Origin of the sequence: Stappia albiluteola (assembly GCF_014050225.1) — a bacterium.
Lineage (GTDB): Bacteria > Pseudomonadota > Alphaproteobacteria > Rhizobiales > Stappiaceae > Hongsoonwoonella > Hongsoonwoonella albiluteola.
In genome coordinates this window covers 570,232-583,089 of the sequence record NZ_JACFXV010000043.1, presented here as the reverse complement: position 1 = coordinate 583,089, position 12,858 = coordinate 570,232, and the positions used below count along the sequence as shown (strand labels likewise).

At 64.6% G+C, this 12,858-nt stretch carries 13 protein-coding genes; 10 read left to right on the top strand and 3 right to left on the bottom strand.

Annotation, left to right across the window (positions count from 1 at the left end; genetic code table 11):
• Positions 1–71: 71 nt before the first annotated feature.
• From ribD to H2509_RS06960, 7 genes are all read left to right on the top strand, one after another.
• Entirely contained in the window at positions 72–1,166 is a 1,095-nt protein-coding gene (gene ribD / locus H2509_RS06990) for a bifunctional diaminohydroxyphosphoribosylaminopyrimidine deaminase/5-amino-6-(5-phosphoribosylamino)uracil reductase RibD (protein WP_235974722.1), read from the top strand.
• A 3-nt stretch (positions 1,167–1,169) separates the two neighbouring features.
• Positions 1,170–1,778 (top strand): riboflavin synthase, encoded by a 609-nt coding sequence (locus tag H2509_RS06985; RefSeq protein WP_182163636.1) that lies wholly within the window; start codon positions 1,170–1,172, stop codon positions 1,776–1,778.
• Between the two features lie 84 nt (positions 1,779–1,862).
• Complete coding sequence (ribH, locus tag H2509_RS06980; protein ID WP_182163634.1) at positions 1,863–2,312, top strand: 6,7-dimethyl-8-ribityllumazine synthase; 450 nt, start codon at positions 1,863–1,865, stop codon at positions 2,310–2,312.
• Between the two features lie 5 nt (positions 2,313–2,317).
• Positions 2,318–2,827 (top strand): transcription antitermination factor NusB, encoded by a 510-nt coding sequence (gene nusB, locus H2509_RS06975; protein WP_182163632.1) that lies wholly within the window; start codon positions 2,318–2,320, stop codon positions 2,825–2,827.
• On the top strand, positions 2,828–3,826 hold the full coding sequence (gene thiL, locus H2509_RS06970) for a thiamine-phosphate kinase (protein WP_182163630.1): 999 nt from the start codon (positions 2,828–2,830) through the stop codon (positions 3,824–3,826).
• A 116-nt stretch (positions 3,827–3,942) separates the two neighbouring features.
• Positions 3,943–5,169, top strand: coding sequence for an MFS transporter (locus H2509_RS06965; RefSeq protein ID WP_182163628.1), 1,227 nt, complete (start codon positions 3,943–3,945; stop codon positions 5,167–5,169).
• Positions 5,170–5,399: 230 nt separating this feature from the next.
• Positions 5,400–7,535 carry a sodium-translocating pyrophosphatase gene (locus H2509_RS06960; protein WP_182163626.1) on the top strand — a complete coding sequence of 712 codons (2,136 nt, stop codon included), beginning with the start codon at positions 5,400–5,402 and terminating at the stop codon, positions 7,533–7,535.
• Positions 7,536–7,586: 51 nt separating this feature from the next.
• Here H2509_RS06960 and mazG read toward each other — a convergent pair whose 3' ends face one another.
• The gene (gene mazG, locus H2509_RS06955) at positions 7,587–8,408 is read right to left on the bottom strand and encodes a nucleoside triphosphate pyrophosphohydrolase (protein ID WP_182163624.1); all 822 of its coding nucleotides are present in this window, start codon (positions 8,406–8,408) and stop codon (positions 7,587–7,589) included.
• 109 nt (positions 8,409–8,517) lie between these two features.
• Here mazG and arfB point away from each other — a divergent pair, with 109 nt between their 5' ends.
• Positions 8,518–8,955 carry an alternative ribosome rescue aminoacyl-tRNA hydrolase ArfB gene (gene arfB / locus H2509_RS06950; protein WP_182163843.1) on the top strand — a complete coding sequence of 146 codons (438 nt, stop codon included), beginning with the start codon at positions 8,518–8,520 and terminating at the stop codon, positions 8,953–8,955.
• 6 nt (positions 8,956–8,961) lie between these two features.
• Here the strand turns inward: arfB and H2509_RS06945 are convergent, their stop codons facing one another.
• The gene (locus H2509_RS06945) at positions 8,962–9,660 is read right to left on the bottom strand and encodes an HAD family hydrolase (RefSeq protein ID WP_182163622.1); all 699 of its coding nucleotides are present in this window, start codon (positions 9,658–9,660) and stop codon (positions 8,962–8,964) included.
• 244 nt (positions 9,661–9,904) lie between these two features.
• Here H2509_RS06945 and H2509_RS06940 point away from each other — a divergent pair, with 244 nt between their 5' ends.
• On the top strand, positions 9,905–10,273 hold the full coding sequence (locus tag H2509_RS06940; RefSeq protein ID WP_182163620.1) for a group I truncated hemoglobin: 369 nt from the start codon (positions 9,905–9,907) through the stop codon (positions 10,271–10,273).
• Positions 10,270–11,328, top strand: coding sequence for an adenylate/guanylate cyclase domain-containing protein (locus H2509_RS06935; RefSeq protein WP_182163618.1), 1,059 nt, complete (start codon positions 10,270–10,272; stop codon positions 11,326–11,328). The genes H2509_RS06940 and H2509_RS06935 overlap by 4 nt, the downstream gene beginning before the upstream one ends.
• A gap of 72 nt (positions 11,329–11,400) precedes the next feature.
• Here H2509_RS06935 and H2509_RS06930 read toward each other — a convergent pair whose 3' ends face one another.
• A complete protein-coding gene (locus tag H2509_RS06930) occupies positions 11,401–12,624 on the bottom strand; it encodes a hypothetical protein (protein WP_182163616.1) in 1,224 nt (407 codons plus the stop codon).
• Positions 12,625–12,858: the final 234 nt, after the last annotated feature.

The window sequence follows — 12,858 nt, the reverse complement described above, 5'->3', positions numbered from 1 at the left end:
TCAGAAGTGTATCGGAAATGAGCGATAATGGATCGGGAGCGGGCGCAAAATGTCCGCCTGACGAGCGGTTCATGGCTGCTGCTTTGTCGCTTGCGCGCCGTGCCAGCGGTCGCGTCTGGCCGAACCCCGCCGTCGGTGCGCTGATCGTCGACGAGAGCGGGGATCTACCCGTCATTCGCGGCCGGGGCTGGACCTCGCCGCCGGGCGGACCGCATGCCGAGGCGGTCGCGCTGCGGAATGCCGGCGATGCCGCGCGCGGCGCCACCTGCTATGTGACGCTGGAGCCGTGTTCGCATCAGGGTCGCACCGGCGCCTGTTCGATCGCGCTCATCGAGGCCGGAATTTCCCGCGTCGTGGTGGCGCTTGCCGATCCGAACCCGAGGGTTTCCGGCCGAGGCATCGCCATGCTGCGGGATGCCGGGGTCGAGGTCGTCACCGGCGTTTGCGAAGACGAGGCGAGGCGCCACCATGCCGGATTCGTCATGCGCATGCGCCACAACAGGCCGCAGGTGCTCCTGAAGCTGGCGATTTCGCAGGACGGCTTTATCGGCCGGCGGAATGGCGGACAGGTGCTCATCACGGGAGAGGATGTTGCGCGCCGGGTGCATCTTTTCCGCGCCGAATGCGACGCGATATGCGTCGGTATCGGAACCGTCCTCTCCGACGATCCCGAACTGACGTGCCGGCTGCCGGGCATGAGTCACCTTTCGCCTGTGCGCGTCGTGCTCGATGCGCGGGCCGATCTGCCGATGAACAGCTATCTCGCCAGGACGGCGGGCGAGGTTCCCGTCTGGCTGATCGTCTCCAATGCCGCGGATTATGAAAAGACCGATGCCCTTGCCGCCCGGGGCGTGACCGTCATCCGCGTGCCGCAAGACGAAGCCGGGCGGATCGCCCCGCATGTGGCGCTGCGTGTGCTCGGGCAGCGGGGCATCACGCGGCTGCTTCTGGAGGGCGGAAGCCGCGTGGCGGAGAGCTTCGTGGCGGCCGGGGCGGTCGACGAGGTGATGGCCTATCACGGCACCGCCACGGTGGGCGAGGGAGGTGTGAAACCCCTCGGCGACCACGGGCTGGAACTGCTCGACGAAAAGGGGTTCGTTCGACTGCCCGGCCGCAGGCGCGTGGGCGGCGAGAGCTTCGAATATTTACGGCGTGAGGAAGGATAGGCCATGTTTACCGGCATCGTTACCGATGTGGGACGGATCACCCGGGTGGAGAAGATCCCGGCGGGTCTGCGAACCCGCATCGCCACGGCCTATGATCCGGAGGGCATCGCCATCGGAGCCTCGATTGCCTGTTCCGGCGTCTGCCATACGGTGACGGCGAAGGGCAGGGACGGGCATGGCAACTGGTTCGAGGTCGAATCCGGCGCCGAAACGCTCGCCTTGACCACCGTGGCAGACTGGCGGGAAGGCGACCGCCTCAACCTAGAGCGCTCGCTGGCGATCGGCGACGAACTGGGCGGCCATATCGTACAGGGGCACGTGGATGGCACGGCCGAGATCATCGAACGTGTGGACAAGCCGGACAGCGTCTACCTCAAAATCCGCGTGCCGGAGGATCTCGCACCGTTCATCGCGAAGAAGGGATCGGTCGCAATTGACGGAACGTCCCTAACGGCGAACGAGGTCGAGCGCGACAGCTTCTCCGTCCTCCTGATCCCGCATACGCTGAGCGTGACGACGTGGAGCGACCGCAAGATCGGCGACCGCGTCAATCTTGAAGTCGACATGATGGCGCGGTATGTGGCCCGCCTTGCAGAGTTCGCAGCGCGCTGATACGCGCCCCTTCGCCAAGCTTTTATGGACAAAGGCCGCAAGGCGTGGTCCATGACGTGAAACCAATCGAAAGAAGACCTCGCCATGTCCGCCGCACCGAACCTCCTGATCATCGAAGCCCGTTTCTACGAGGACATCGCGGACGCGCTGCTGGAAGGCGCGACGGAGGTGCTGGAGCGGGCTGGCGCTACCTATTCGCGCGTGTCCGTGCCGGGTGTGCTGGAAATTCCGGCGGCGCTGTCCATGGCCCTTGCCGGCATGGAAAACGGCTCGGCGGACTTTGACGGCTTCGTGCTGCTCGGCTGCGTCATTCGCGGCGAGACCACCCATTACGACATCGTCGCCAATGAATCGGCACGTGCCATCATGGAACTGGTCATCGACGCGGCACTCCCGGTCGGCAACGGCATCCAGACGGTCGAGAACGCCGACCAGGCCTGGGCGCGCGCCGACAAGACGCGCAAGAACAAGGGCGGTGGCGCGGCAGAAGCAGCCCTTGCCATGATCAAGGTCCGGGACGAGCTCGGAGCCTGATACAGATGAACGACAGGATGCAGAAGAGCCCGGAGCGTGAGGCGCGTCCCGCCAACAAGCGGGGCGCCGCGCGCCTTGCTGCCGTCCAGGCCCTCTACCAGATGGAAGTCGGTGGCTCGCAGCTTGCCGACGTGCTTGGAGAATTCGAGGCGTTCCGCCTCGGCAAGGAAGTCGACGGCGACCAGTATCGCGAGGCCGATGCCGCCTGGTTCCGCGATCTCGTGGCCGGTGTCGTCGCCGAGCAGCGCTCGATCGATCCGAAGATCCACACGGCACTGACCGAGGACTGGCCGCTGAAGCGCATCGACACGACGCTGCGCGCTATCCTGCGCGCCGGCTCCTTCGAGCTGCTGCGCCGCAAGGACGTGCCGGCCCGCGTGGTGATCAACGAATATATCGACGTTACCAAGGCCTTCTACGAAGGCGATGAGCCGCGCCTCGTCAACGGCGTGCTCGACCGTCTCGCCCACACCCTGCGCTCGGAAGAATTCGGCGGCGCCGGCGAGGCCAAGTAGATGGCGGCCGAACGTCCCGGCGAGTTCGAGCTGATCGCCCGTTATCTTGCCCCTCTTGCCACCGACCCCGGCAGCCTCGCGCTGACCGACGACGCGGCCGTGCTGCCGTCCTGGCCGGGTCACGATCTCGTCCTGACCAAGGACATGCTGGCGGCGGACGTGCATTTCTTCGCCGAAGATCCGGCTGCGGCGATCGCGGCCAAGGCGCTGCGCGTCAACCTGTCGGATCTCGCTGCGAAGGGTGCGACGCCAAAAGGCTATCTTCTCGGCCTCGGGCTTCCGGCGGACTGGACCGAGGGCTGGATGAACGAATTCGCGCTCGGGCTGAAGGCTGATCAGGAAACCTATGCCTGCGCGCTTTACGGCGGCGACACCATCCGCTCGCCCGGCAAGCTTCTCGTCTCCATCACCGCCATCGGCATCGTGCCGGAGGGTAGGGCCGTTCGCCGGTCCGGCGCAATGCCCGGCGACCAGCTTTTCCTGACCGGCACCGTGGGCGACGCATCCCTCGGGCTGAAGCTCAGGCAGAATCCGGCTATGGCGGCCGAACTCGGCCTCGCGGATGCGGATGTCTCCCATCTGCAGAACCGCTACCTGCTGCCCCGGCCGCGCGTGAAGGCCGCCGAGGCAGTCCGGACATACGCCAATGCGGCGATCGACCTGTCGGACGGTCTCGTCGCCGATCTCTCCCATCTGTGCGAGGCTTCAGGCGTCGACGCGATGGTGAATATCGAGACGCTGCCGATCTCGAAGGCCGTCTGGAATGCGCTGGTCAAGGATCCCTCGGTGCTTTCGGGCTGCATCACCGGCGGCGACGATTACGAGATCCTCGCCGCCGTCCCGGCGGAGCAGGCGCCGTCCTACCAGGCCGCGTTGAAGAAGGCCGGGGTGCCGGTGACGCGCATCGGCGCGCTGGCGGAAGGCGAGGGCAAGGCCCGATTCCTGTCGAAAGGCGAGGAGCTTGACCTTTCTGCCGCTGGCGGCTTCGCGCATTTTTGATTATTGATTTTTCTAATATGGGTGGATCGCTCCGCGAAACGGCGTAAGCGGAGAGTGGATATTTCGGCCGGCTTTCCGGCCAACCGGAGAGGCGGCCGGAAAGCCGGCTGGAAGACATGACAGCCACAGCTGCGACGGCGGATGCCGGTTTCATCGACGATGGTCTGGCGCGCCGCAATGCCCGGCTTCTGGCCGGCGCGCAGGCGCTTGGCGGGGCCAATGCCTCCATCATCTTCCTGACGGCGCCGCTGGTCGGGTCCAGCCTGCTCGGCGCCGACAAGTCGCTCGCGACGCTGCCAGTGTCCTTCTTCGTGCTCGGCATCGCCTTCGGCACCATTCCCGCAGGCGCAATCATGCACCGCTTCGGGCGGCGCGTCGGCTTCACAGCGGCTTTTCTCTTCTCCGCCCTCTGCTCGCTGCTGGCGGCTGTGGCCGTGTTCCGCGCCAGCTTCCCCCTTCTGTGTGTGGCGATCCTCGGCCAGGGCCTGGTTGGCGCCTTCGCCCAGCAGTTCCGCTTCGCGGCTGCCGACACCGCGAGCGAGGGGTTCAAGCCCAAGGCCATCTCCTGGGTTCTGGCGGGTGGCGTGCTGGCCGGCGTCGTCGGGCCCCAGACGGTGATCTACACCAAGGATCTGTTCGACCCGATCCTGTTCGCCGGTACCTATATCGCCCAGGCCGGCCTTGCGCTCGTCTGCTGCGCCATCCTGTCCTTCATCCGCGTCCCCAATCGCGAGAGCGGGCCCGTGGCCGTCAAGGGGCGGCCGCTGAAGGAAATCTTCGCCCAGCGTCGCTTCATCGTGGCGGCCGCCTGCGGCGTCGTCTCCTATTCGCTGATGACCTTCGTCATGACGGCGACGCCGTTGGCAATGGTCGGCTGCGGGCTGAGCACGGAGGATGCCGCGCTCGGCATCCAGTGGCATGTCATCGCCATGTACGGGCCGAGCTTCTTCACGGGCTCGCTGATTGCGCGATTCGGCAAGGAACGAATCGTCTCCATCGGCCTGGCTCTGCTTTCCGGATGCGCCATTGTCGCCCTGAACGGTGTCGACGTGGCGCATTTCTGGACCGCGCTCGTTCTTCTCGGCGTCGGCTGGAATTTCGGTTTCATCGGCGCGACCGCGATGCTGACGGACACTTATCGGCCGAACGAACGCACGCGCGTGCAGTCCGCGAATGACTTTCTTGTCTTCGGCTTTGTTGCCGCAGCGTCATTTTCTTCTGGAAAAATACTTCACATCTTTGGCTGGGAAACGGTGAACTGGATCGTCATTCCCTTCAGTGCCGCGGCCCTCCTGCTGCTCGGCTGGCTGGTGCTGGCCGAAAGGCGGACCGTCGCTTCCTGACCACAGGCACCCACTTCTTCCTGTCATTGCAAAGTCCAGCTTGACGACCGGCACAGGCGGGATACCGTCTGTTTCGCCGGCAATCACAAAAACAATCCGGTAGTCCTGAGTTTCGTTTCGGAGCCGTCGTGCTCGTGCGAACGGGTGCGGTCCGCTCCGCAGTTATTTCACCGATCATCCCTGCGCAATCGGGGGGAGGCCTGAGCGCGCGGTGATCCAGGGGGGAGCGAATGACCGAACTCGTCATTGTCATACTTTGTGGGCTCTTGTCCGTTGCCTATGGCGTCTGGGCCGTCCAGTCCGTCATGGCAGCGGACGCAGGTAATCAACGGATGCAGGAAATCGCCGGCGCCATTCAGGAAGGCGCGCAGGCCTATCTCACGCGGCAATACACGACGATCGCCATCGTTGGCGTCGTCATCTTCATTATCGGCGCCATACTGCTCGGCATTCCGGTCGCGATCGGCTTCGCCATCGGCGCGGTGCTCTCGGCGGCCGCCGGCTTCATCGGCATGCTGGTTTCCGTGCGTGCCAACGTCCGCACCGCCCAGGCGGCCAGCCAGTCGCTGGCGGCCGGTCTCGAGATCGCCTTCAAGTCGGGTGCGGTCACCGGTATGCTCGTTGCCGGTCTCGCCCTGCTCGGCGTCGCGGTCTATTTCCTCATCCTGACGGGTTTCGCCGGCTATGAGCCGACCGACCGCGTCGTCATCGACGCGCTGGTGGCGCTTGGCTTCGGCGCCTCGCTCATTTCCATCTTCGCGCGTCTCGGCGGCGGCATCTTCACGAAAGGTGCGGACGTCGGCGGCGACCTCGTCGGCAAGGTGGAAGCGGGTATCCCCGAGGACGATCCGCGTAACCCGGCGACAATTGCCGACAATGTCGGCGACAATGTCGGCGACTGCGCGGGCATGGCGGCCGACCTGTTCGAGACCTATGCGGTGACCGTGGTCGCCACCATGGTGCTGGCCTCGATCTTCTTCACGGGCGGGACCGCGGTGGAGCTGATGCTCTTGCCGCTCGTCATTGGCGGCGCCTGCGTCGTCACCTCGATCATCGGCACGTTCTTCGTGAAGCTCGGCGCCAACAATTCCATCATGGGCGCGCTCTACAAGGGCTTCATCGCAACGGCCGTGCTTTCGGCGGTCGCGCTGCTGCTCATCGTCGCCTTCTGGCTCGGCTTCGGGACGCAATACACGACGTCGGCAGGGGTGACCTTCACCGGCGGCGCGCTTTTCGTCTGCGGTATCGTCGGCCTGGTCGTCACCGGGCTCATCATCTGGGTGACGGAATACTATACTGGCGTCGGCTATCGTCCGGTGCGCTCCATCGCCCAGGCGTCCGTCACAGGTCACGGCACCAACGTCATCCAGGGACTTGCCGTGTCGCTGGAGGCGACGGCGCTGCCCGCCCTCATCATCATCGGCGGCATTCTGGCGGCCTTCAACCTTGCGGGTCTGTTCGGCATCGCCATCGCGGTGACGACGATGCTGGCGCTTGCCGGCATGGTGGTGGCGCTCGACGCTTTCGGCCCGGTCACCGACAATGCCGGCGGCATTGCCGAAATGGCGGGGCTGCCGAAGGAAGTGCGCGTGACCACCGATGCGCTCGACGCGGTCGGCAACACCACCAAGGCGGTGACCAAGGGCTATGCGATCGGTTCGGCGGGCCTCGGCGCGCTGGTGCTGTTTGCGGCCTATACGTCCGACCTCAAGTTCTTCGCCGAGAAGGCCGCCGGAACCGGCACCTTCTTCGACGGGGTCTCGGTCGACTTCTCGCTCTCCAACCCCTACGTGGTCGTCGGCCTGCTGTTCGGCGGCCTGCTGCCCTACCTCTTCGGCGGCCTGTCGATGACGGCCGTCGGCCGGGCGGGCGGCGCGGTGGTCGAGGAGGTGCGCCGGCAGTTCCGCGAGAAGCCGGGCATCATGCAGGGCACGGAGAAGCCGGATTACGGCCGGGCGGTGGACATGCTCACCCGCGCCGCGATCCGCGAGATGATCGTGCCGTCACTGCTGCCGGTGCTGTCGCCGATCGTCATCTACTTCGTGATCAGTGGGATTGCCGGCAAGGATAACGGCTTTGCCGCCCTCGGCGCCATGCTGCTCGGCGTGATCGTCACCGGCCTCTTCGTCGCCGTTTCGATGACGGCGGGCGGCGGTGCCTGGGACAACGCCAAGAAGTCCTTCGAGGACGGCTTCGTCGACAAGGACGGCGTCAAGCACGTGAAGGGATCGGAGGCTCACAAGGCTTCGGTCACCGGAGACACGGTAGGCGATCCCTACAAGGACACGGCCGGCCCGGCGGTGAACCCGATGATCAAGATCACCAATATCGTGGCGCTGCTGCTGCTGGCGGTGCTGGGCCACTGATATCGGCAAGGGAAAAACCAGCCCCTCGCGGGTCGCCCGCGAGGGGCTTCTTCATGCCTTCTTCGCCGCCTGCCAGGCGTCTTCCATGTCCTCAAGCGACATGGCTTCCAGCGTCGTCTCGCGCTCTGCCGCCGTCTTCTCGATGAAGGCGAAACGCTTGCGGAACTTGGCGTTGGTCCGCTTCAGCGCCTTTTCCGGGTCGATGTCGAGATGGCGGGCGAGATTGGCGATGGCGAAGATCAGGTCGCCGATCTCGTCCTCGATCCGGTCGCGGTCGGGCGTGGCGCTGACGACCTCCGCGCCCAGTTCCTCGGTTTCCTCGCGGATCTTGTCGAGCACGGGGCCGGCCGCGCCCCAGTCGAAGCCGACCCTGGACGCCTGCCGCTGCAGCTTTTCAGCCTCCGTCAGCGCCGGGAACACCGTCGGTACATGGTCGAGCAGGCCCGACGGCCGGTCGGTCAGGCCGAGTGCCGCGCGCCGCTCCGCCCGTTCCCGCTTCTCCTGCTGCTTGATCCGCTCCCACGCGCCCTTGGCCATGCCGGCGCTGCGGGCTTCCTCGTCGCCGAAGACATGCGGATGGCGGCGGATCATCTTGGCCGTGATGCCTTCCACCACCGCGCCGAAGTCGAAACGGTCCGCTTCCTCGGCCATGCGGGCGTGATAGACCACCTGCAGCAGCAGGTCGCCCAGTTCCTCGCGCAGGTCGTCGAGGTCGCCGCGCTGGATCGCGTCGGCGACCTCGTAGGCTTCCTCGATTGTGTAGGGGGCGATGGAGGCGAAGTCCTGCTCGATATCCCAGGGGCAGCCGGTTTCGGGATGGCGCAGCGCGGCCATGATCTCGATCAGGCGGGAAATGTCGCGGGAAGGGTGCATGGCGGGCCTTTGTGCTGATCTCCGCATAAGGCTCTAAAGCCATGCATGGCTTGCATCAAGGCGCATGCCTGTGGTTTCTCGCCTGTTGCAGGCAAGGGCAGGGATCGGCATGCGGGAACGGCGACAGGGCGATATCGCGGTGAAGGGCGCTTATTTCATCCCGGCGGAGGATGTGAGCGAGGTCTTCATCCGCGCCTCCGGACCGGGCGGGCAGAACGTCAACAAGGTCTCGACCGCCGTCCAGCTGCGCTTCAACCTTGCCGGCAACGAGACTTTGCCGGAAGACGTGAAGGCGCGGATGGTGCGGCTTGCCGGGCGCAGACTCACGCTTTCCGGCGAGATCGTCCTGCAGGCCGACCGCTTCCGCACCCAGGAGCAGAACCGGCAGGACGCCGTCGAAAGGCTGGTGGAGCTGACCCTTCGCGCCTTCGAGCGCCCCAAGCCGCGCAAGGCGACACGGCCGACGAAAGCCTCCAAGGAGCGAAGGCTCGCATCCAAGAAGCAGCGCGGCGACGTGAAGAAGATGCGCTCCCGCGCCATCGACTGACCGCCGTCAGTCGAGTTTCTCCAGAAGGTCGACCAGTTCGCCCAGATGGCCGATGCGGCGGAAGCGGGCGTCGCTCAGGGGCTCCTCGGCATGTTCCAGCGCCCATGTCAGCTCGTGCGGGACATAGACGGCATAGCTGCCCGCCGACAGCGCCGGCAGGATGTCCGATTTCAGCGAGTTGCCGACCATGATCGCCCGCTGCGCGCCGTCGCCGTGGCGGCGGAAGATCGCTTCGTAGGTGGCCGGCTGCTTGTCGCTGACGATTTCGACGGCGGTGAAATGGTGATCGAGGCCGGATTCGGCGAGCTTGCGCTCCTGGTCGAAGAGATCGCCCTTGGTGATGAGCACGAGATTATAGCTGTCCTTCAGCCGCTGCAGCGTATCCTCGGCATGCGGCAGCGTCTCCACCGGATGAGTGAGCATCTCGCGCCCGGCTTGCAGGATTTCCGCGATCACGTCCCCCGGGACCTTGCCCCCGGTCACCTCGATCGCCGTTTCGATCATCGACAGGGTGAAGCCTTTGACGCCGAAGCCGTAGTGGCGGACGTTGCGCCGCTCTGCCGCGATCAGCCGTTCGGCAAGATGGCTCCTGTCCGCATGATCGGCAAGAAGGTCGGCGAAACGGTCCTCGGTCAGCTTGAAAACGCGCTCGTTGTGCCAGAGCGTGTCGTCGGCGTCAAAGCCGATGGTGGTGAGCTTCCTCATGATTGCGGATACCGGCTGCGTGTCGAGGAATAATGCCAAAGGCAAGCCGCCACGGAAAGGAAGATCGCAGGATTGCCCCTGAAGACGGGATTATCCGTTGGGATTGCGTTCCTCTAAGGAAGAAATTGCAGTCGTGCCAAGCATTGCTCAGGCGATCTCTCTGTAACGTTCTTGGTTTTGCATATCGTATGACCTATTCTGATCTTCAGCCACGGGCAATGACGTCCGCCGGTGGAGGGGTGGCATGGCGAAGACGCTTTTCGAAAAGTACGGCGGGTTCAAATCCGTCAGCCGGATCGTCATGTCCTTCTATGAAAAGGTGCTCGATTCCGATCAGATCGGCGACTATTTCGAAGATATCGACATGTCCCGGCTCATCGATCACCAGACGAAGTTCATTTCCACCATCATGGGCGGTCCGGCGTCCTATACCGACGACCGGCTGCAGAAGATGCACGAACACCTGAAGCTGAGCCACGCCGATTTCGACGAGATGGCGGCCCTGCTACGCGAAACGCTGACCGAGTACGGCATGGACCGCGCCGATGTCGACCACATCATCCGCGAGGTGGAAGCCCGTCGCGGCCCGATCCTTTCGGCGGGCAGGCCATGAGCATTGCCGCCATCAACGAGCAGCTGTTGCGGTCGATCGGCGTGGGCGTGGCGATCGCCCGCCGGTCGGACCTGCGCATGATCTTCCACAATCAGGCCTTCAGCGAGTGGTTCGGCGAGGCGGGCGGGGAGGCGGCGCTTTCCGACGTCCTGCCCGATCTCGATCTGGCAGCGGTCTCGCAGGCAGTCGATGAGGCAGGCCGCTACACCGGCGAGATTTCGATCAAGCCGAAGCGGCGGATACTGGTTATCGCCCTGTCGATTTCCTCCGCAACAGTCGAAGACGAAAGACTTTTCATCGTCGAGTGCCAGAACATCACGCGCATCCGCGAGCTTGAGTCCATGATCGACAGCTATTCGACCATGGTGGAGCGCAACACGCGGGAGCTGGAGCGCGAGAAGGAGCGGGTGGAGCGCCTGCTTCTCAACCTGATGCCGCGTTCCGTCTACGAGGAATTCAAGACCTTCGGCGTCGTCACGCCGCAGCTCTACAAGGATGTCTCCGTGGTGATGCTCGACTTCGTCGATTTCACCAAGTTCGCCGCCGAGTCCGACCCGACGATCACGCTTGGCGAACTCAATGACATCTTCACCGCCTTCGATCGCATCTCGGAGCAATATGGCTGCGAACGGATCAAGACGATCGGCGACGCCTATCTGGCGGTCGCGGGCATGCCCGAGCCCTCGCACGATCATGCGCGGGCCGTCGCCAATTGCGCGGTGCGCTTCATCCGCTACCTGGAACGGCGCAACCAGAGCCATCCGCACAAGTGGCTGGCCCGGATCGGCCTTGGCACGGGGGCAGCGGTTGGCTCGGTCGTCGGCATCCAGAAATACGTCTATGACGTCTTTGGCCCGGCGGTGAACATGGCCGCGAGGCTGCAGGTTTTCGCCGAACCGATGACGGTCGTCGCCCCCGACGACATGAAGGAAGCCCTGGTGGAGGAATTCCACCTCGACGACCTCGGCCGCCACGACATCCGCGGCATCGGCGAAATGCGGCTGATGCGGGTAGGGGCGGGCATCGAACTCGCCCGCAAATCCCGACAGTTCTGATCCAGCAACGAAAAAGGCGCCGGGAACCGGTCCCGGCGCCTTTCCTTCAGGTTGGCGTTGCTGGCCGAAACCTCACTGCGTCTCGAGGCGCAGGTCCTCCACCGAGGCCGCTACCTCGACGCCGCCATCCGGCGTCTCTTCTGCCGCGGCTGCTTCTTCGCCTTCGCCGGCGGGAGCCTCCTCGACCTCGGGACCTTCGGGTGCGGCTGCGGCTTCTTCCGCCTCGCGCGCCGCGCGGATCTCGTCGATCTTGCCGTCGAGGGTATCGTGGGCCCAACCGAGGACTTCGTCATTGATGTAGTCGTCGCCGTACTGGGCGACGCGGTTGTCGTTCGCCGCCTCAAGCAGCGCTTCCTTCAGCGCTTCGTCGGAGGCTGCGCCCTCCAGGCCGGCGGCGACGCTCTCGGCTTCGGCCGCCATGGTCTCGGCGTCCGAAAGGGCTGTCGCCTCGGGGCTGTTGAGGGCTCCTGTGAGGCCGGCGATTTCATCGTCGATGGCCATGTTTTCCTCGTCGGTCAGGCCGGTGCGATCCAGGCCTTCCAGCTCGCTCAGGCGGTCGTTGAGTTCGGTGAGCGTCTTTCCGTCATAGCTGAAGTCGCCATAGGGCGCGATGCCATCGAGCGTTCCGGCGAAGGCCTGCTGCGCGGCGGCCAGTTGCTCCGCTGCCATGGTCGCGGCGGCCATCGCGTCCTCGTAAGCGATTACGCCGTCGATGTAGCTACGGATCGCGGCCATGCGCGGATCGTTGGCCTTCATGATGGCGGTAGCGCTCCGCTTCAGCGAGTTGAGACCGGCGAGCCTGGCGTTCAGGTTCTTCTCTTTAGCCTTGGGATGCGCGGAGGGAACCGCGTCGATACCCTTCAGCGAGGCCTTCTGGACCGAGCCGTTCTTACCCTTCGAAATGGACGCGGACTTCGACTTGCCCTTGTTGCCGGAGCCGAATACGCCGCCCAGGAAATCCGCGACGCCCGTGCCGACCCGATCGACCGTGGCGCCGATGCCGCCGCCCTTGCCCTGGGATTTTCCGTTGCCCCCGCCATTACCATTACCGCCGGCGCTGGCCTGGCTGCCACCGCCCTTGCCGTTGCCGCCAGCGTTTCCGCCGCCGCGCTCGGATCCGCCGCCACGACCCCCGCCGTTGCCCCCGCCATTACCATTACCGCCGCCATTGTCGCTCTTGGCATAGGCGGCACCTGAGCCGTCGAACAGTGTCGACAGGCCGCCCGCAAGAACCGGCGCCATGATCAGGAGCGAGGCGCTGAGCGCAACCGTCGCGGTTTTCGTTATCGGCTTCATGCAATTTCCCCATCCGGGCATGATCCTGATGGTCAAGCGGGAGGCTTTTCCAGGTCATGCGCTCAACAACAACCACACCGAGGCGAATCTTCGCGCCGCCGGCTTAATTTGGTGGAAAGGAAATGCGGCGTGATTGAGTCAAAATTCGCTAAAATCCACGAGTAAATAAGTATTCCGAGTCTCTATTCTGAAAAAAATATTTCGAATATCAAATAAATATAAAATCATCAGCGG